The sequence below is a fragment of the Halobellus sp. GM3 genome, from assembly GCF_052545375.1.
Map to the genome: position 1 here is coordinate 17,590 of NZ_JBQWLT010000010.1, position 17,170 is coordinate 34,759.

At 61.8% G+C, this 17,170-nt stretch carries 13 protein-coding genes; 3 read left to right on the top strand and 10 right to left on the bottom strand.

All coding sequences use genetic code 11. The features are described 5' to 3' along the window. Position 1 precedes the first annotated feature (1 nt). The 5 genes from ACT3HL_RS14465 to ACT3HL_RS14485 form a co-directional block, all read right to left on the bottom strand. Positions 2 to 2,125 (bottom strand): hydantoinase/oxoprolinase family protein, encoded by a 2,124-nt coding sequence (locus ACT3HL_RS14465; RefSeq protein ID WP_445087482.1) that lies wholly within the window; start codon positions 2,123 to 2,125, stop codon positions 2 to 4. Positions 2,126 to 2,239: 114 nt separating this feature from the next. Then, a complete protein-coding gene (locus ACT3HL_RS14470) occupies positions 2,240 to 3,862 on the bottom strand; it encodes an aromatic amino acid lyase (protein ID WP_445087483.1) in 1,623 nt (540 codons plus the stop codon). A gap of 91 nt (positions 3,863 to 3,953) precedes the next feature. Next, positions 3,954 to 4,715 (bottom strand): IclR family transcriptional regulator domain-containing protein, encoded by a 762-nt coding sequence (locus ACT3HL_RS14475; RefSeq protein ID WP_445087484.1) that lies wholly within the window; start codon positions 4,713 to 4,715, stop codon positions 3,954 to 3,956. A 905-nt stretch (positions 4,716 to 5,620) separates the two neighbouring features. Beyond that, complete coding sequence (locus ACT3HL_RS14480; protein ID WP_445087485.1) at positions 5,621 to 7,243, bottom strand: long-chain-fatty-acid--CoA ligase; 1,623 nt, start codon at positions 7,241 to 7,243, stop codon at positions 5,621 to 5,623. A gap of 55 nt (positions 7,244 to 7,298) precedes the next feature. Beyond that, positions 7,299 to 9,248, bottom strand: coding sequence for a 3-hydroxyacyl-CoA dehydrogenase NAD-binding domain-containing protein (locus ACT3HL_RS14485; RefSeq protein ID WP_445087486.1), 1,950 nt, complete (start codon positions 9,246 to 9,248; stop codon positions 7,299 to 7,301). 170 nt (positions 9,249 to 9,418) lie between these two features. Between ACT3HL_RS14485 and ACT3HL_RS14490 the strand changes: the two genes are divergently transcribed. Beyond that, positions 9,419 to 10,297: an NAD(P)-binding domain-containing protein gene (locus ACT3HL_RS14490; protein ID WP_445087487.1), complete on the top strand. Its 879-nt coding sequence runs from the start codon at positions 9,419 to 9,421 to the stop codon at positions 10,295 to 10,297. A 79-nt stretch (positions 10,298 to 10,376) separates the two neighbouring features. Here the strand turns inward: ACT3HL_RS14490 and ACT3HL_RS14495 are convergent, their stop codons facing one another. Then, positions 10,377 to 10,733 carry an aldehyde dehydrogenase family protein gene (locus tag ACT3HL_RS14495; protein ID WP_445087488.1) on the bottom strand — a complete coding sequence of 119 codons (357 nt, stop codon included), beginning with the start codon at positions 10,731 to 10,733 and terminating at the stop codon, positions 10,377 to 10,379. Positions 10,734 to 10,767: 34 nt separating this feature from the next. On the opposite strand from ACT3HL_RS14495, the gene ACT3HL_RS14500 reads away from it, so the two are divergent. Continuing rightward, entirely contained in the window at positions 10,768 to 11,646 is an 879-nt protein-coding gene (locus tag ACT3HL_RS14500) for an NAD(P)-binding domain-containing protein (RefSeq protein WP_445087489.1), read from the top strand. A gap of 115 nt (positions 11,647 to 11,761) precedes the next feature. On the opposite strand, the gene ACT3HL_RS14505 is transcribed toward ACT3HL_RS14500, so the two are convergent. The 4 genes from ACT3HL_RS14505 to ACT3HL_RS14520 form a co-directional block, all read right to left on the bottom strand. After that, on the bottom strand, positions 11,762 to 13,255 hold the full coding sequence (locus tag ACT3HL_RS14505) for an aldehyde dehydrogenase family protein (protein ID WP_445087490.1): 1,494 nt from the start codon (positions 13,253 to 13,255) through the stop codon (positions 11,762 to 11,764). A gap of 102 nt (positions 13,256 to 13,357) precedes the next feature. Next, complete coding sequence (locus ACT3HL_RS14510; protein ID WP_445087491.1) at positions 13,358 to 14,251, bottom strand: isocitrate lyase/phosphoenolpyruvate mutase family protein; 894 nt, start codon at positions 14,249 to 14,251, stop codon at positions 13,358 to 13,360. Between the two features lie 181 nt (positions 14,252 to 14,432). Beyond that, a complete protein-coding gene (locus tag ACT3HL_RS14515; protein ID WP_445087492.1) occupies positions 14,433 to 14,741 on the bottom strand; it encodes a DUF4387 family protein in 309 nt (102 codons plus the stop codon). Continuing rightward, a complete protein-coding gene (locus tag ACT3HL_RS14520) occupies positions 14,738 to 16,090 on the bottom strand; it encodes an acyclic terpene utilization AtuA family protein (protein ID WP_445087493.1) in 1,353 nt (450 codons plus the stop codon). Before ACT3HL_RS14520 ends, ACT3HL_RS14515 begins: the two co-directional genes overlap by 4 nt. A 132-nt stretch (positions 16,091 to 16,222) precedes the next feature. On the opposite strand from ACT3HL_RS14520, the gene ACT3HL_RS14525 reads away from it, so the two are divergent. Further along, the gene (locus ACT3HL_RS14525) at positions 16,223 to 17,167 is read left to right on the top strand and encodes an isocitrate lyase/phosphoenolpyruvate mutase family protein (RefSeq protein WP_445087494.1); all 945 of its coding nucleotides are present in this window, start codon (positions 16,223 to 16,225) and stop codon (positions 17,165 to 17,167) included. Positions 17,168 to 17,170: the final 3 nt, after the last annotated feature.

Genomic DNA, 17,170 nt, shown 5'->3' on the forward strand with positions numbered 1-17,170 from the left:
GTCAGTTGCCTCCGTTGGTGATGATGAAGTCGCCGTATTCGTTCTTCGCGATCTGCTGTTCGGCTCGGACGACCACGGATGTGTTCGGCATCTCGATGACCGTCGGGCCGACAATTTCGTTGCCCGGTAGCATCTCACGTCCGTCGTAGATCTGCGTTGCCGCCATCGCTCCGCGGTCCGGCCAGTAGATCTCTCGTGGCTCTAGACTCGCGGCCGATGGGATCGAGTCCGTCGTTCGGCTCTCGGCCTGTCGGTCGTACTTCCGCACGGTCCCGACCGGTTCGACGCGCAGCGAGACGAGTTCGATTTTCGCCTCCGGAGAGACTGCGGTTGCACTGTATCGCTGGCTGTACTGCGATTTGAACCGGTCGATGACCCCATCGGATCCCTGCCGTTCGAACAGACCGTTAGGGATGGCCACCTCCAAGTCGTGGTACTGCCCCTCGAATCGCATCAGGCCGTAGCAATCGAAGTCGATATCCTCGCTCGCGACGCCCTCGCTTTCGAGAATCTCCCGCCCGCGGCTCTTGAGCTCGGAGAGGCGCGCTTCGATGTGGTCGTCGTCGAACGGCTCGATCGCGGTGAGCTGTTCTTCGAGTTCGTATCGGAGGTCCGAGTTCAAGATCCCGTACGACGAGAGGACGGGAGAGATCTCACCGGGGACGACGATGGATTTCGTATCGAGCTGGCGAGCGTACGACGAGGCGTGGATCGGCCCGGCGCCGCCGTAGCTGATCACGTGATAGTCGCGCGGGTCGTACCCGCGGCCGATGACCTCCTGTTCGATGAGATTCGCCATCTTCGCGTTCGCGATCTGGAAGATGGCGCTCGCCATCTCCACCGGCGACTTCCCAACCTCCTCGCCCAGTTCGCCGATCGCCTCCTGTGCCCGATCGTACGCCGGTTTCATGGATTCGGTCCCGAAGGACGTCTCCGGTGAGATGTACCCCAGAAGCAGGTTGGCGTCCGTTACGGTCGCTTCCGTCCCCCCACGCCCATAGCAGACCGGTCCCGGATTCGAGCCGGCGCTTTCGGGACCGACGTTGATCTCGCCCCGAGAGACGGTCGCGATCGACCCGCCGCCCGCTCCGATGGATTTGATGTCGAGCTTCGGGATGTCGTAGAAGTGCTTGCCGAGCGTGGTTGTGTCCTGAACCAACGGGCGACCGTCGTTGATGACTCCAAGCTCGAAGCTCGTTCCCCCCATATCCGTCGCGAGAACGTTCGGAATGTCCTCGAGATCGGCCATCCGCTGGCTCGCTTTGAGACCGCCGACCGGACCCGATCCGATGAGCATAATCGGGCTGTGTACCGCCTGCGGGACGGGGAGCGACCCCCCGTTACAGCCCATCAAGAGAAACGTCCCATCGAATCCGTGCCGCTCCCGCAGCTCCGATTCGACGTCTTCGAGGTACTGATCGATGAGCGGTCCGACGATGCTGTTGATCGTCGTTGCGGTCGTCCGCTCGTATTCGCCGATCGACGGGGCGACTTCGCTCGAGAGACTCACGAAGACGTCCTCGCCCGCGACGTCTTCTATGATCTCGCGGGTTTGTACCTCGTGGCCGTCGTTTTTGAACGCCCACAGGTACGACACGGCGATTCCGTCGACGTCGTGCTCTCTCACCAGCTCGGTGACGGCGTCGCGGACAGCGTCTGTGTTCAACGAGACGACGACGTCTCCGCCGCTGTCGACTCGTTCGGGGACGCCGTATATGAGCGATTCAGGGATGAGCGGATCCGGCTTCTGGATCTCCGCGACTTTGAGGATGTTTTCCGGGGGCTCGCCGATGGTTCGACCGCGCCCGCGCATCATCCGGAGGCTGTCTTCGTGACCCTTCGTCGTCAGGAGACCCACTTTCGCTCCGGCGTCTTCGACGATCGCGTTCGTCGCGATCGTTGTCCCGTGCGTAATCCGCGTGAGTTTCTCGAATATCTCGTTCGGGTCCTCTCCCGCTCTTTCGGCGGCTGTTTGAATGCTGTTAAAGAACCCGCTCTTGAAACGGTCTTCGGGAGTACTCGGTGATTTGCCGATATACACGGACCCGTCCTCGGCGACCAGCGAGCAGTCCGTGAACGTCCCACCGATGTCTATACCTGCGGCATATCGATTATTCGCAGCCATTCTACTCTATATGATTTTTTGATAATTATAATATTTTTGGTGGAAGCGGTAGGTCAACCCCTCCACGCCAACGAAGAACGCGCCGCCCCAGCGTCGGCACCGCGACCGCGGCGGTTACTCCGACCCGGCCGCGAGTTCCGCTTCGATATCGGCCAGGAGCGTCCCGTCGCGAAGCAGTTCGACAACCGCCTCGATGTCGGCGTCTTGCGCGCGGTCTTCATCGAGCGGCGGGATCTCCTCGCGGACGCGGTCGTACACCGCTTTCGTGCGGCCAAGCTGATCGGGCCCACGCAGATCTGCGGCCTGACACAGCGCCAAGAGGTGGATGGCCGCAACCTTCTCGACGAGGTCGACGACGTCACGCGTCTGCCGAGCGGCGGTCGCACCCATCGACACTTTGTCCTGATTGTGCGCCTCAGTCGACCGGGAGAACGCTGTCATCGGCATCCCCATATTCAGCGCTTCCGCCGTCAGCGACGAGCAGACGATCTGCATTCCCTTGAACCCGTGGTTGAGTCCCTCCTCGGGATGTCCCTCGGGGAGCTCGGGAATGAGGTTGGGCGTCAGGCCGTGGTTGAACTTCTCGTCGACGACGAGCTCGAGCTGTCGATCCAAGAGGTCAGCGATGCTTGCGACGGCGTTCTTCAGGCTGTCCATCGCCAGGGCGACGTGCCCGCCGGCGAAATTCCCGCCGCTGAACACCTGTCGGGAGTCGACGTCGAAAAGCGGGTTGTCGTTCGAGGAGTTGACCTCGGTTTCCAGCCACTCCTCTGTCCACTCGAGCGTGTCCCAGAGCACCCCAGAGAAGTGCGGAGCGCATCGGAGCGAGTACTTGTCTTGGATGTTCACCGATAGCTCGCGGAAGTCCTCGTCCTCGATCGTCCCGGCCTTGTCGACGACCTCGTCGTACGAGTTCGCGAGGTCGCTCCCCTCGAGCAGCCACCGGACGTTCGCCGCCGATTGCACCTGTCCGTCGTGTGGTTTTGCCTCGTCGTGGATGAAAGAGTCAAACGGCGTGGCGATCCCGTTGAGCACTTCCGTCGCCATCGCGGTACAGACGTCGGACAACAGCGCGAGCCGGCGTGCGTCGACGGTCGCCAGCGCTCCGACACCGGTCATATACGCGGTTCCGTTGACGAGCGCGAGGCCCTCTTTCGCCTCGAAGTTGAGCGGGTCGAGGCCTTCGGCTTCGAGTGCGTCCTCCGTCGGAACGATCTCGCCGTCGTAGTAGACTTCTCGGTCGCCGAGCAGAGCCGCAGCCACATAGGAGAGCGGTGCGAGGTCGCCGCTCGCCCCGACGGACCCCTCCTGAGGAATCACGGGGACGATTCCGCAGTTGAGCATTTCGATGAGCCGTTCGACGAGCTCGACGCGGATGGCTGAGTGTCCCCGGACGAGGTTGTTCGCGCGGATCAGCGTCACCGCACGGGCGGCCTCTCGGGGGAGCGTATCACCGACCGCCGCACCGAGCATCCTGATCTGTCGTTCCTGCAACTCGGCCGCCTTGTCGGGGGAAATCTGCCGATGCACCGAATCGCCGAACCCGGTCGTGATCCCGTAGAGCGGGACGCCTTGGTCGATTAGTTCGTTACGGAGGTCGATGCTTGCTTCCATCCCGTCGTAGATACCGAGGCCATCAGGGATAGCGGTAGACTCGTTTTCTCTGGCGACAGCGGCGATCTCTTCGAGGGTGAGGCTCTCACCGTCGACCGCGATATTGTCAGTTGATGAACTCATAGTCGATGTGTTCTCTCCGGTTTGGATCACTCAATCAACAATTATAAACCCTTTGGATCTTCCGATATCGGGGAGGGAGAGTCGTCGGGCTTCACGAGCCGTATCGATACTTAATCGCTATCGTATCCGCGCTTTCACGAAGCTGTTGTAACATCTCTTGTCGGTACGCTCGATCCGTCATACGGCCGGTCGGGCTGGCAATCGAGAGGACGCCCTCCAGCCGCTTTTCGACGGTGATCGGCACGGAGATGACGCCCATTCCCTCGACTTGCTCGTCCCAGTCGTACGCGTACTCCCGCTCTCGAATTTGTGCGAGTTCCGCCTCGAGTTGTTCCTTGTCGGTGATCGTCTCGTCGGTTACGGGCTCGAGACCGTGTTCCTCGAGTATCTGATCGCGCCGTTCGGGGTCCATATACGCTAAGAAGATCTTTCCGGACGCGTGCGTGTACAGCGGTATCGGCTGGCCGGGATACGTACCCAAGTCTAGCCCCCCCTCCGCCGATGCTTGATGCAGAATGAACGACTTTCCCCCCTGTTCGGTCAGCAGGACGACGAGTTCTTCAGTCCGCTGTGACAGTTCTTTTATCTCCGGCTTCGAAACCTGAAAGAGCCGGTTCCGATGTTTTAGCTGTGACCCGATCGTGAGGAAGCGATAGCTGAGTTCGTACTGGCCGCCGTGGTTGATAACGTACCCCGACTCCTCCAGCGATCGGAGGTAGAGGTGGGCGGTACTCTTCGGCAGATCCATTCGGTCAGCGATCTCCGACGGCCCCGCTTTCTGCACCTTCTGGAGGACCTGAACCACCTCAAACATGCGTTGAACCGATTTCATCGGGGGCGTTTTGTCGGTCACGATAGAGTGATTAGTACGCCATCATAATAATCGTTTGGTTATATTGGACGGCGTATTACTCGTACTGATACCGGACGGGGGATCGAAACGCCGAACATACTCCGCGTGTCGACATAACGCGAGCCGTAGGGGTGATCCATCGTGATGAATCCCTCGATGGGATAGCTCACACGCATCTGGAGGCATTTCGGACCCGCTGAACCACCGTGAGGCGGTGACGAGCCGATCCTGCGTATTGATGCCACGTATCATCTCGCCCTGTGTAACGGGATTTTGTCCAGCATTGATAGACACAGCCTTCCTATCTGCCCTTATAAAAATTAAATAATCAACATTTCTGCGAAAGTAAATAAATTAGTGTTGATACTTTTGGCCGATCGGCCGATCACAGTATGCTCACGCACCTGTCCGTTTCTGGCGCGAGAGACGGCTAAGTCGGCGGACGTGAGTGTATTGAGTACACATACCACAGCCGACACAGGTGGTCGTCACGCTCGGGGAGGATTCAGTGTTGCATAATACACTAATGAACGGTAGCTCCCTTCCATCACAGGCGTACATATGTTATTAACCGAGTGGCAATGGTGTGTCCAGTATCACTGAACGATTTCGGGGCAGAAGTTCTGGAATAATATCCATAGATTGTGGCGAATCGGGGGGTACCGCTACTATGCCGAGTCGTTCAAACTCCACGCCAGCCGTCGAACGGACGATCGTGTCCGCATAGATTCCTGCCGCCCCGTTCGGCGGGCGACTCTGTCGCTGGCGGGATCGCCCGCCCCCTTTTCTCACCGCTTGGAATTAGCGGAGTAATTGTTACTCAACAGCACAAGGGGACGTGATCGCATACTGGTTGTTCTCATTATGTACCGACGACCGGCGGTACGAGAGGAGAACGGTCGGCCTCAGTCCTCCTCGAGGGGGAGTTCGCCGTGCGTATCGACGAATTCGGTTCTGAGGGTCTTCTTATCGTACTTTCCGGTGCTCGTCCTCGGGATCTCCTCGGAGAAAATGAACTGGTCCGGAAGCCACCACTTGGGGAACTCCTCGAGTAGGTGCTGGCGCAGATCCGCCTCGTCGACGTCGCCGGTCGTGGTAACGTATGCAACGGGGCGTTCCTGCCAGCGTTCGTGCGAGACGCTCACGACGGTCGCTTCCGTGACCGCCTCGTGCGCCACCAACTCGTTCTCGAGTTCGACCGACGAAATCCACTCGCCGCCGCTTTTGATGATGTCGTCGACGCGATCGACCACGTCTAAATAGCCGTACTCATCGATCGTCCCGATATCCCCCGTTTTGAACCACCCGTCGTCGGTGAACGACTCCTCGGTCGCCTCCGGCCGGTTGTAGTACTCGCCGATCACCCACGGTGATCGGGCTTCGATCTCCCCCGGCGTTTCTCCGTCGTGCGGCACCGACTCGCCGTTGTCGTCCCGGAGTCTGATCTCCGCGCCCGGAATGGGGATCCCCGCCTTCGTCCGCAGCTCGTACTGCGTTTCTTTCGGGAGTTCTTTGACCTCCTCCGTGACGAGCGTATTCACTAAGTGCGGTGACGCCTCGGTCATCCCGTAGCCCTGAATAATCGGCGCGTCGAACTCCGTCTCGAAGCGCTGCATAATCGCTGGTGGCGGAGAGCTCCCCCCCGTGAGGATCCGGTCTAGCGTGCTGATGTCCGCCTCGGGGTTCTCATCGATGTAATTAGCCATATCCGTCCAGATCGTCGGCACGGCCGCGGCCACTGTCACGTCGTGTTCGCGGATCATCTCCTCGATGGCTTCCAGCCCCGTGTGTTTGCCCGGCAGCACGAATCCCGATCCATAGAAGGTCCCGCTGTACGGGATACACCACCCGTTGACGTGGAACATCGGCACCACCGGCAGGATGACGTCGGATTCACAGACCCCGAAGGAGTCCTTCGCGCCGTAGTTCATGCTCAACAGGAACAGCCCCCGGTGAGAGTAGGCGGCACCCTTCGGAAGGCCGGTCGTCCCCGATGTGTAACAGATTCCACACTCGGTCTCCTCGTCGAGGTCTGGCCACGCGTACTCGGTGCTGTATCCCTCGATGAACGACTCATAGTCCGTGACCGGCTGCAGATCCACCTCGGGAACGCTGTCGTCGAGTATCACGTACTTCTCGACGGTTTGGAGGTCGGACGCGATAGACTCGATGGTCTCGACGAACGCGGGGTCGACGAACAGCAGTCGGTCTTCGGCCTCGTTGATGATCTCGATCAGGTGTGATTCGGGCAGTCGATGATTCGTCATATGAATCGAACGACCGCTGCAGGAGGGTCCGTAGTACAGTTCGTAGTGTCGATAATGGTTCCGGGCCATCACCGACACACGGTCCCCCCGTTCGAGACCGTAGTCGTCGAGCGCGTGGGCGAGTCGACAGATCCGTTCGTAGGCGTCCTCGTACGTGTAAGTGTGGTAACTCCCGTCCTCGAGTTTTGTGGTGATCGTCTTGTGAGCGAACTTTTCGACGGCGCGGTTCAGCGTTTTTGTCAGCGTGAGTTCGTAATCCATCATGGCATTACCTGCGGTATGTGGCACGTCCAAGTATAGTCTGTCGCTCGTCCGGTTACAGCTCGTCGAACTGCGCGTCGCGATCTTCTTGGAACGCTTCGATCCCCTCGGTCACCTCGTCGGTCGTCAATAGCAGGCTGAAGGCCTGCTTTTCGATCGCCAGCCCGGATTCGAGATCGACGTCCGCTCCCCGATCGATCACGGACTTCCCCACCTTGAGCGCGGTCTGCGGGCCGCTGACGAAATCAGCGACGTAGCGTTCGACCGCCTCGTCGATCTCGTCACCCGGGACACACTGGTGGACGAGATTCCACTCGTCGGCTTGGGAAGCGCTGACGCGTTTCGCTCGTAGGACGAGTTCCTTGGTGAGTGGTTCACCGATCGTCCGGCGCAGTCGCTGCGTCCCGCCCCCGCCGGGAATCAGTCCGAGGTCCATCTCGGGGAGCCCGACCGTCGAACCGTCGGTGGCGATGCGGAAGTCACACGCCAACGAGAGTTCGAGACCCGCGCCGAGACAGTGGCCGTCGATCTTGGCGATCGTCGGACGGTCGAACTCGGACACGGCAGTCATCGTTTCGTCGATATCCATCATCTCGATGGGATCGGCGGTCGTGAAGCTGTTCACGTCGGCTCCGGCGCTGAACGCGTCGCCGGCGCCTTCGAAGACGACACACCGGATCGCCGATGGGTCTGCGGTTTCGAGCAGCGTCCGGACCTCCTCGAACATATCGTCGTTGAAGGCGTTGAGACGTTCCGCGCGGTCGAGCGTCACCCTGAGGACACCGCGGTCGTCGATCTCGGAGTCCACGTAAAAGAACGGTCGGCCGTCAGTGTAGTCGTAGAACCCCCGCCCGGCGTCTTCGCCGGTGTCGCCGTCGGAGACGAGTTCGCGCAGGTACGCCGCGGGCTCGTACCGATCCGCACCCGTCCGCTCATAGAGCGACTCGACCGTCTCGAGGACGGACTCGAGACCGATCTTGTCCCCTCGCCGGCAGACGCCCTCGGGGAACCGCCCGCCGAGCCGCGCGCCGATGTCGATATCCCTCGGCGTCGCAACGCCGTCGCCGACGAGCCGCGCCGCCTCGTTGATCATCCGCGCTTCGATCCGCAGCGTGTCGACGCCCTCGGCGTCCGAGGAGTCGTATGTGACGCCCTCTCCGTCCTCGTAGTCGTAGAATCCGTGTCCGGATTTCCGCCCCAGCTGGTCGGCGTCGTACCGCTCCCTGATCGAGTTCGGGATCGGCTGATCCCACTGTTCGCGCGTGTGCACGAGAACGTCCAGTCCGCCGAAATCGTTGAGTTCGCACGGCCCCATCGGGTACCCGCGTTCGTACACCATCGCCGCGTCGACCGACTCGACCGTGGCCGAGCCATCGTCGATCATCCAACCGGCCTCCTCCATAAACGGCGTGATGACGTTGTTCACGACGAACTCCGGGACGTCCTTGCGGACGTAGATCGGCGTCTTATCGAGCGACTCGACGAACTGGTACGCTGCCTCGGCGACCGACTCCGCGGTCTCCTCGCCGTAGACGACCTCCGCGAGATCCATCTTCACCGGTGGGTTGAAAAAGTGAATCCCGCAGGCGCGACTGGGGTCGTCCAGCTCGGCGGCGATGTCCGTCACTCGCAGGCTCGAGGTGTTCGTCGCGATGATCGTTTCCGCCGGCGCGTGTCTCTCGACGCTACCGAATATGTCCTGCTTGAGGTCCAAGTTCTCCGGTGCGGCCTCGAGTACCAGATCGGCGTCCGACACCGCAGCCTCGAGGTCGGTGGTCGTTGAGATGCGATCGAGCACGGTGTCAGCGGCGTCGTCGATCTGACCTTTCTCGGCCAGTTTCTCGACGCTCCATTCGATTTGCTCGTACCCGTTTTCGACGTACTCTTCCTCGATATCGCGGAGCACGACGTCGTACCCCGCGATGGCGGAAACCTCTGCGATACCGTGGCCCATACTACCGGCTCCGAGAACAGTGACTGTGGAAATACGTGCGTCGCTATCCATCGCGGTTGGGAACGATGAGAGCATAGATAATAAAAGTACGTGTCACACCGGTTCACTGACACGTGGCGAGCGGAAACCGGCCTCCTTGGAGAACGAGACAATACAATCACAGAGACATTCCCTCACCATCAATGCGGTAATTTTAAATAAGATAGGAGACATTAGCCGATATGACATCAGTAGGATATATTGGGCTCGGAACGATGGGCAAACCGATGGCGGAGAACCTCGTTGCAGACGGGTACGAGGTCACCGTGTTCGACCTCCGCGCTGAGGCCGTGGAAGCGCTCGAATCCCAAGGGGCGGACGGGACCGCAGACGCGTCGAGCGTCGCCGAACGCGCGGAGATCATCTTCCTGTCGCTGCCGTCTCCACCCGTAATCGAGGACGTGGTTGCGGAGTTGAAGCCCGCGTTGAGTTCCGGAGACGTCATCGTCGATCTGTCGACGTCCGTCCCAGCGGTCACCGAAGAGATCGCCGACGAGCTCGCTGAACTCGGCGTCGACGTGCTGGGTGCGCCGGTGACCGGCGGCCGACCGGGGGCGACCGACGGAACGCTCACCGTGATGGTCGGCGGCGAGGAGTCCGTTCTCGACCGGTGTCAGCCGATTATGGAGTCGTTCGCCAACGACATCATACACATCGGCGAGTCGCCGGGCGACGGCGACGCCGTGAAGCTCCTTCGGAACTACATCGGGTTCGCTCAGGACGTCGCCGCGTCCGAGGCCGTGTTGCTCGGACAGAAGTCCGGCCTCGACCCGGAACCGCTGCTCGACGTGCTCGATTCGGCGGACGCCCTCGGCGAGCCCACGTCGACGTTCCTCCCGAAGAAGATCGAAGGCGAGTACGACCTCGGATTCGGCCTCGGCCTGATGGAAAAGGACCTCAAACTCCTCGCGCAGTACAGCGAGGACAACGACGCGCCGTTAATGTTGGGGAACGCCGTCAGGCAGATCGTCGGATACGGGACCTCAGACCTCGGCAAGGACGCCGACAACGGGAAACTGCACCAGTACCTCAAAGAGATGATCCACCGCGAGGACGCCTGACCGGCTTCCCTTACCGAACCGTCCGGGCGACTCCGCCCGCGGGAACGAGTGATCGCCCGAAATCCCGCCTATCTAACGTTTACACGTCTTCGCGCACTCGACCGCGCGACCGCGTGCGATCGGATGCGCAATCCGGTGCCAACGCTACGGTAGCATTCCACATTCTAGACGACTTCGTCTGTCGGTACTCGTCGGGGCCTTCTTTCGCCTGTTCGCGTCCGACGCCGCTGTCTTTGAACCCGCCGAAGGGCGTCGGCCACCCGGCGATGCGATACTCGTTCACCCAGACCGTCCCCGCCTCGATTCGCTTCGGGCACGCGGAAAATCTGTCGCATGTCCTCCGACTAACGCCGGCGGCCACGCGGAACCGCGTCTCGTTGGCCTTCCGGACGACCTCCTCCTCGTCCGAAGACGGCGTCACACACGTCACCGACACAATTTTTAAATATCATAATTACTCCTCATATGGTGTGACACGAGTAGGATATATCGGGCTCGGAACGATGGGCAGACCAATGGCAGAGAACCTCCTCGCGGACGGGTACGACCCCACCGTCTTCGATCTCCGCGACGAGGCCGTGGAAGCGCTCGAATCCCAAGGGGCGAACGGGGCTGCCGACGTTGGGGAGGTCGCCGAAAACGCTGCGATCATCTTCCTCTCGCTGCCATCCCCGCCCGTAGTCGAGGACGTGGTAGCGGAGTTGAAACCCGCGCTCACTCCCGGAAGCGTCGTCGTCGACCTCTCGACGTCGATGCCGAGCGTCACTGAAGGGATCGCCGACGAGCTCGCTGAGGGCGGCGTGGACGTGCTTGGTGCGCCGGTGACCGGCGGACGACCGGGGGCGACCGACGGAACGCTGACAGTGATGGTCGGCGGCGAGGAGTCCGCTCTCGACCAGTGCCGTCCGGTTATGGAATCGTTCGCCAACGACATCATACACATCGGCGAGTCGCCGGGCGACGGCGACGCCGTGAAGCTCCTTCGGAACTACATCGCGTTCGTTCAGTACATCGCGGCGTCCGAGGCCGTGTTGCTCGGACAGAAGTCCGGTCTCGATCCGGAACCGCTACTCGATGTGCTCGATTCGGCGGACGCCCTCGGCGAGCCCACGTCGATATTCCTCCCGAAGAAGATCGAAGGCGAGTACGACCTCGGATTCGGCCTCGGCCTGATGGAGAAAGATCTCAAACTCCTCACGCAGTACGGCGAGGACAACGACGCGCCGCTGATGTTGGGGAACGCCGTCAGGCAGATCGTCGGATACGGGACCTCAGACCTCGGCAAGGACGCCGACAACGGGAAACTGCACCAGTACCTCAAAGAGATGATCCACCGCGAGGACGCCTGATATTCCGTTCGGTGTCGTATCGCTCGCAGTTGTGCGGATTCTCGCGCGACCGGATCTGAAACCAGTTACAAACGCCCCGACGGGGAGACGCTCCGACGTCACGCGCCGGACGGATTTAGAACTCGATCTTGAACGGGTCGTCGACCTCGCCCGTCTTGTCGATCCATATCGACTTCGTCTGTCGGTACTCGTCGAGGCCTTCTTTCGCCTGTTCGCGTCCGACGCCGCTGTCTTTGAACCCGCCGAAGGGCGTCGGCCACCCGGCGATGCGATACTCGTTCACCCAGATCGTCCCCGCCTCGATCGCTTCGGTCACGCGGAAGATCTGCCGCATGTCCTCCGACCAGACGCCGGCGGCCAAGCCGAACCGCGTCTCGTTGGCTTTTTCGACGACCTCCTCCTCGTCCGAAAACGGCATCACACACGTCACCGGCCCGAAGATCTCCTCTTGGGCGACGCGCATATCGTTCTCGACGTCCGTCAGAATCGTCGGCTGCATGAAGCACTCGCCCGGCGTGTCTGCCGGGCGTTCGCCGCCGTACGCGACGGTGGCTCCGTCTTCGACGGCGGTGTCGATGTGCTCTTTGACCGACTCCCAGTGTTCTCGGTACGCCAGCGGTCCCATCTCGGTCTGGGGATCGAGGGGATCGCCCAGCGACACGTCGGACGCCCGGGAAACGAGCGTTTCGACGACCTCGTCGTACAGGCTCTCGTGCACGAAGACGCGTGAGCCGGCCACGCACGTCTGCCCCGAGGCGGCGAAGACGCCCTTCATGACCCCGTTGACGGCGTTGTCGACGTCCGCGCTCGGGAAGATGATGTTGGGGCTTTTGCCGCCGAGTTCCAGCGTCACGGAGTTGATGTTTCGACCGGCCGCCTCACCGACTCTCCGGCCGACTTCCGTTCCGCCGGTGAAAGAGAGGTGATCGACCCCCTCGTGGTCGGAGACCTCCGCGCCGGCCTTCCCCGCGCCCGTGACGACGTTGTACACTCCGTCCGGCAGGTCGCTCTCCTCGGAGAGGAGCGACGCGACGCGCAGCGCGCTGATCGGCGTCTGCTCGCTCGGCTTGTGAACGAACGTGTTTCCGGCGGCGATCGCACACACGAGCTTCGTCATCCCGAGAAGCACCGGCGAGTTCCACGGCGTGATTCCGCCAACCACTCCGTAGGGCTCGTGGACGACGTAGTTGAACACCCCGTCGTCTTTGGTGTCCAGCGGAATCACCTCGCCGCGATCCGCGTCGACGAGGCTCGCGTAGTGGCGGAGCATCTCGGCGACGGCGAACATCTGCGGTTTCATCTCGCGGATGAGCTTGCCGTTCTGTCGGGTCTCAAGCTCCGCCAGTTCGTCGGCGTGCTCTTCGAACACCGTCGCCATCGATTGCAGGACGTCGCGTCGTTCGGTCCGGTTCTGCCCCTTCCACTCCGGTAACGCCTCGCGCGCGGCGTCGACCGCCCGATCGACGTCCTCGGCCGTCCCCTCCGGTACCGACCCCCACGTCTCGCCCGTGTACGGATAGGACACCGCGATCCGCTCGTCACCGGTCGACTCGACAAACTCGCCATCGATAAAGTGACTATACTCGTGGTCTCCGCTCTCAAACGCCATACCAGAAGAGTGTTGTTAGTCTATTATAAGTGTTGTGCGCTTTCGATATCGATCGGATCGCGCCCGTCGTGCGACGGTCGGTGCGACTCCGACCGCACTCGGTCATTCCCGCTCTAATTCCTCGTCTTCGATCTCCAGAAACTCGCCCAGACCGATGAGCGTGTCGACCTGTTCGAGGAGGTCGGCGCTTTCGTCGGTGCCAAGCGTCAGTTCACCGTCCGCTCGAAGCGACCCGTAGAGGTCGGTAAGCGCGTCTGTGACAGTCAGCATCGCTGACAGCGGATAGAACACCATAGCGTACCCCATCTCCCCGAGCGTCTCGGGGCCGATGTCCTGGTTCTGCTGGTGCATCTCGACCAGCGGGTACGCGAGTGGGATCTCCGCGTGTTCGGCGGCGTACTCGATCTCCTCGGTCGTATCGGCGAATACCATCCCGACCTCCGCGCCGGCGTCGCCATACGCGTTGATTCGTTCGACGGCCTCTTCGACGGTCTGTCCGTCCTCGGTTCGGAGGTTCCCGCGTCCCGCGTCGGTGCGGGCCATCACCACGACGTCGTCCCGGCAGTCTTCGCGCGCTCGAACGGCCGCACGCAGTTTCTGTTGCATCCGTTCGACGCCGACGATCGCGTGATGGTTGTCGTGATAATGGATCCGTTTGGGGTACACCTGATCTTCGATGTGAATGCCACCGAGACCCGTTTGAGCGAACTCTTGGACCGTGCGGTAGGTGTGCGCAGCGTTTCCGAACCCCGCGCCCGCGTCCGCGATGAGGGGCGCGTCGACGTTGTGCGCGATCTCCCGTGACCGGCCACACATCTCCGTCAGCGTGACCATCGGCTCTGTCGCTCCGGTGGACGCCCCCGCGTTGTTTCCGCTGAGGTACACCGCCTCGAAGCCCTGCGACTCCGCGATACGTGCAGACAGCACATCGAACACACTCGGGACGACGAGTGGTTCGTCGGCCTTCAGTAGCTCTCTAAGTTGTTCGGCTCTCATCACTCGGTTTCGATGTTCCAATCTACTCTCTTATAAGTTTCCCTGTCGGCGGCCTCGAGACGGCCCTCGTCGACCGACAGTCGTCCGGAACTCGAAATGAGCGGCCTCGTCTTGTCGCGGCGATCGGATAGCGCAATCCGGTGCCAACCGCTACGATGGGACACCGGTACAACAGCCCGTATCAGAGACGAATAGCGAGCAGCGGAGTGTACTGCTGCATTCCGTAGACGTCCGTGTCTCTGCGGTCCCCAGCCGGGATCGACCGGGGGAGTGATATCTTGATCGCGGAGACCTCATCGACGGCGTATACGCTGACGGGCACATCCGCTTCGAGTCCGTACACGTCGGCGATCACTGCCGGCGTCAGGACGTCTCTGTCGACGACGTCACGATACGCTTCGTCCGTCTCGAAGAAGACATCCAGCGTGATCGTGAAGGGGCCGGCGTTCTTGCTCCGGACGATACTGGCGACCTCTGCGAGCGTCGTCATTCGACCACCTCGTATTCGATGTTCGCGAGCTCGCGGGAGCTCAACCCCTCGAGGAAGTTGTAGACCGAGAACTCATAGACCGGGCCGACGTCGGTGACCGCCGGCGAGTAGGGTATCGCGAGGTTTCCCGAGGTCGCTAGCTTCCCCTCGAAATTGAGGTGGCGGAGGACGTTGTTGACCGTGCCACAGACGTTGCCGGCGCGCTCGCGGGTCTCTGCGGTGACGTCGACGACGAGGCCGACTTCGGGCGGGACGGTCTCGGGTGTCGGTTCGGGGAAAAGCGGGACACCGTCGATGCCGTACCGCCTGAACGTTAGCGTCCACGACGTCCCGTCGGCGAGCGCCGTGACTTTCTTTCGGGTCCGATCGAGAATCTCATCGAGGCGGGCGAGGATCTCTGGCCCGCGAATCCCACAGAGCATAATCGAACGGTACCCGACGCGCTCGACGCCCTCGAGGAGGTGGTTCACGACCGGCGTTTCCCGGTACTCGGTGCCCTCGATTCGGACACGGCTGTCGCTGACCTGCGTGAAGTCGGCCGTCGAGACGTCAGCGGTTCCGGTGGGCGTCTGGATCGTGTACGGATCCGCCTTCTCATAGAGCGTGTGGGCGGCGACGGACTCCGTCGAGCAGCGTCCGGTCGGTTCCGGCGGTTCGACCTCGGCGTACCCGTCGCCCAGCACCCCGAGGATGCTGTCCGCCTCGCTGTCCCAGTCTGCGGCCATCGGCCCGCACTCCAAAATCTTCCCCAAGTGAACCGCCAACCCCGGGTCAAACCCGTGATACGCCCCGACGGCAGCGTACGGGGCGACATCGACCGATCGACCGCCGAGGATCAGGTCGGTACCGCGGTCGAGCGCTTCGACGTACGGCTCCGCCCCCAGCTGAGCCACGATCCGCTCCGTCCGGTCGACGTCGTCGGTCGACAGCGATTCGCCGACGGGCGCTGGATCGACTCGTCCGTCTTCTACGTACCGCTTCAACTGCTCGCCCGCGATGTCGGCGTAGATTTTTGCGATGTCGATACCGGACTCCAGTCGGCCCGCCACCTCCCTCGCGATGGTTGCGACCGGATCGAGATGCGCCCGTGACCCGGCAATTCCACACGTGCTGATGATCAACGGCACGTCGTGGCGCTCCCGAGCGGCGAGGATGACCTCGAAGTCGTGTCTGAGGAGGTTTTCCGGCCCCCACTCTCCGTCTCCCAAGTAGTTCGGACCGGGGTCGATCGACCCCCCGTCCACGATGATGTAGTCGATGTCATACCGGCTGAGCGCCCGCTCGACGCTTTCTTCCGCCATTCCGTGGCCGAACGCGCCCGCAGGCGTGTAAATGGTTAGTTCTTCCACATTGAACAGTGACACCACACGGCAAATTAATACATCGCATCTGCGGACCGCGGAGCGGTCGGAGCGGCTGATCTACTCGCCCTTGCGTGTCAGTCACAGTCTTTATTTTGCACTGTCTCGAACGGAGTGACGATGAGTGCCAGACAGCGGTTTCGCGACATTCTGACCAACGGGGAAGTAACGACGGCGCCGATCGTCCACGACGCGTTCACCGCGAAGATCGCCGAGGAGGTCGACGGCTTCGAGATGCTCGGGTTGAGCGGATACGGCATCTCGCTGAGCAGTCTGGGGCTCCCCGACGCGGGGTACATTACGATGGACGAGATGGTCGAAAACGCCCGGAACATCGCCAATTCGGTGTCGCTCCCGGTGCTTGCCGACGGCGATACCGGCTTTGGAAACGCGCTGAACGCCCGTCGAACGGCCAGAGAGCTCATACAGAACACGCCCGTCGCCGGCGTGTTCATCGAGGATCAGGTGGCGCCGAAGCGGTGCGGTCACGTCGCCGGCAAACAGATCGTCTCCGAAGAGGAGGCGGTCAAGAAGCTCCAAGCGATGATCGACGTCCGGGACGAACTGGACCCCGACTTCGTCGTGATGGCCCGCACCGACGCGCGAGGCGCTGTGAACGGCAGCCTCGAGTTGGCGATCGAACGGGCGAACGCCTACCGGGATGCCGGCGTCGACGGGATCTTCGTCGAGGGGCCGACCGACGAGGGGGAGGTCCGCGAGATCGGACGGTCGGTTGACGCGCCGCTTATGTACAATCAGATCGGCGTGTCGCCGTACATCGACGAGGAGACGCTCGGGGAGTACGGGTTCAGCATCTCGGCCGTGCTCGCGACGATGTTCCCGACCGCGGTTCACGTCTACGACCACCTCCAAGGCCTGAGCGAGGACGGTATCGCACACGAAGCGGCGTTTCAAGAGCGGATCGAAGATCACCCGGCGGCGGACTTCCACACCCTCGCGGGCTTCGATCGCGTCCGCGAACTCGAAGCGGAGTTCCTCCCCGAGACGGCGCAGGACCGGTACGCCGACTCCGTCGGTCACGTTCCGGGAGAGTCCGACGAATAGGTG

Coding starts and splice junctions, on each gene's coding strand:
- ACT3HL_RS14465 (WP_445087482.1), bottom strand. CDS start 2,125: ATGGCTGCGAATAATCGATATGCCGCAGGTATAGACATCGGTGGGACG.
- ACT3HL_RS14470 (WP_445087483.1), bottom strand. CDS start 3,862: ATGAGTTCATCAACTGACAATATCGCGGTCGACGGTGAGAGCCTCACC.
- ACT3HL_RS14480 (WP_445087485.1), bottom strand. CDS start 7,243: ATGGATTACGAACTCACGCTGACAAAAACGCTGAACCGCGCCGTCGAA.
- ACT3HL_RS14485 (WP_445087486.1), bottom strand. CDS start 9,248: ATGGATAGCGACGCACGTATTTCCACAGTCACTGTTCTCGGAGCCGGT.
- ACT3HL_RS14490 (WP_445087487.1), top strand. CDS start 9,419: ATGACATCAGTAGGATATATTGGGCTCGGAACGATGGGCAAACCGATG.
- ACT3HL_RS14505 (WP_445087490.1), bottom strand. CDS start 13,255: ATGGCGTTTGAGAGCGGAGACCACGAGTATAGTCACTTTATCGATGGC.
- ACT3HL_RS14510 (WP_445087491.1), bottom strand. CDS start 14,251: ATGAGAGCCGAACAACTTAGAGAGCTACTGAAGGCCGACGAACCACTC.
- ACT3HL_RS14515 (WP_445087492.1), bottom strand. CDS start 14,741: ATGACGACGCTCGCAGAGGTCGCCAGTATCGTCCGGAGCAAGAACGCC.
- ACT3HL_RS14525 (WP_445087494.1), top strand. CDS start 16,223: ATGAGTGCCAGACAGCGGTTTCGCGACATTCTGACCAACGGGGAAGTA.